General features: G+C 73.6%; 1 protein-coding gene. It reads right to left on the minus strand.

Annotated features, from left to right (window positions below; genetic code table 11):
* A partial coding sequence (locus ACWDS7_RS48540; RefSeq protein ID WP_451934837.1) for a phosphopantetheine-binding protein occupies positions 1–1,304 on the minus strand: 1,304 nt, incomplete at both ends.

Raw genomic sequence — 1,304 nt, forward strand, 5'->3', positions numbered from 1 at the left:
CGGCCCGCCCCCGGATCCAACCCCGCCCGCAACAGCCCGGCCTGACCCGCGACCACCCCCGCCAGACCCCCACCACCCGCGACACCGTCGCCCGGGGCGCCCACCTCGACCCGGCGCACGCAGTCGGCCGCCCGGACCGCCCCGCGCGGCAGCACCTCCAGCTCTTGCAGGCTCGGCGCTTTCAGGCGCAGCGCGTCGTGATGGTCCAGTACGGCCTGCACCGCGTCGACAAGGGGATCCAGGCCCAGATCCGGGGGCACCTGGAGGACCACCGTCTGGCTGAAGTCATCGGTCGGGCCGGTGAGTCCGTCCAGCCAGGCCATGATCGGGGTGGGCGGCAGCGGACCGACCCCCGCCCCCTCCGGCTCCCCCACCGACTCCTCCACGTCGGTGGCGACGGCGGCCAGCTCCCGCACACTCTGATGCCGGAACACATCCCGCGGACCGAACACCACCCCCGCCTCACGCGCCCGCGCCACCAACTGGATCGCGACGATGCTGTCACCCCCCAGATCGAAGAACCCGTCCTCGACCCCGACCCGCCCCACCCCCAACACCTCCGCGAACAACGCACACAGCAACACCTCCCGCGGCGTGGACGGCTCCCCCCCGGAACCGGTGACCTCCGGCACCGGCAACGCCCGCCGATCCAGCTTGCCGTTGACCGTCAACGGCAACGCCCCCACCACCACCACCCCCGCCGGCACCAAGTAATCCGGCAACACCCCCCCCGCGAACCGCCGCACCACCCCCCCCACCAGCACCGCCCCCGGCCCGGCACCCCAGGCGGGAGCCGACGGCGCCACCCGGTCACCCGCGGAAACGTCCGGCGCCGCACGGTCATGCCCCACCACGGCGGAAGCATCCGGCGCCGCACGGTCATGCCCCACCACGGCGGAAGCATCCGGCGCCGCACGGTCATGTCCCACCACGTAGGCGACGAGGCGCCGGTCGCCCGGCCGGTCCTCCCGCACCACCACCGCAGCATCGGCCACCGCCGGATGCCGCACCAGCACGCTCTCGATCTCCCCCAACTCGATCCGGAACCCCCGCACCTTCACCTGCGCATCAACCCGGCCCAGATACTCCAACCGCCCCGCACGATCCCACCGCGCCAGATCCCCCGACCGATACATCCGCCCACCCGCCCCACCGAACGGATCAGCCACGAACCGCTCCGCCGTCAGCGCAGCCCGCCCCACATACCCCCGCGCCAACCCCGCCCCCGCCACATACAACTCCCCCACCACCCCCGGCGGCACCGGACACAACCCCCCATCCAGCACATACACCCGCAGATCCGG

The sequence above is a fragment of the Streptosporangium sp. NPDC003464 genome, from assembly GCF_053588315.1.